This is a genomic window from Nocardioides albidus (assembly GCF_006335005.1).
Lineage (GTDB): Bacteria > Actinomycetota > Actinomycetes > Propionibacteriales > Nocardioidaceae > Nocardioides > Nocardioides albidus.
Genome location: NZ_VDMP01000001.1, coordinates 1 through 527, shown reverse-complemented (window position 1 = coordinate 527; position 527 = coordinate 1). Strand labels below are relative to the sequence as shown.

The window sequence follows — 527 nt, the reverse complement described above, 5'->3', positions numbered from 1 at the left end:
TTGCGCAGGATCCGGCCGTTGCCGCTCTTGGCCGCGCCCTTCTGGGTCCAGTAGAGGTGGTCGCCGTGGACCGCGACGCCGACACACCAGTCCGCCACGCCGCCGGAGCCGTCGTTGACGACGAGGTCCTCGAGGCCGGTCCCGTCCGTGCGGACCCGGCTCACCCGGAAGCCCTCGCGGTCGCCCCAGTAGAGCCAGCCGTCGGCCTGTGCCAGTTGCTTGCCGGTCGTGATGCCTCCGGGCGCGACGACCTGTCCGCGGCCGGACCCGTCGCGACCGATCACGTGGAGGCCGCCGTTGCGTTCGGTGTAGACCAGCGCACGCTCCCGGTGTCCGGCGTCGAACAGCTCCCGGTCCACCACGGTCGGCTTGCCCATCGTGGTCCAGAACACCCGCTCGCCCACCACGGCGATGCCGTCGGGGGAGCGGCCGGTGTCCTCGACGAAGGTCGTCATCTCGCCGGTGGCGAGGTCGATCTCGACGATCCGCGCCGACCTCAGCGCCAGCACGTACAGAGCGTCGAAGGG

Annotated in this window: 1 protein-coding gene; it reads right to left on the bottom strand. The window is 71.5% G+C overall.

Features of this window, described 5'->3' with window-relative positions:
• The coding region (locus tag FHP29_RS00005; protein WP_240044205.1) for an NHL repeat-containing protein at positions 1-509 on the bottom strand (509 nt) is incomplete at its 3' end.
• Between the last annotated feature and the right edge of the window lie 18 nt (positions 510-527).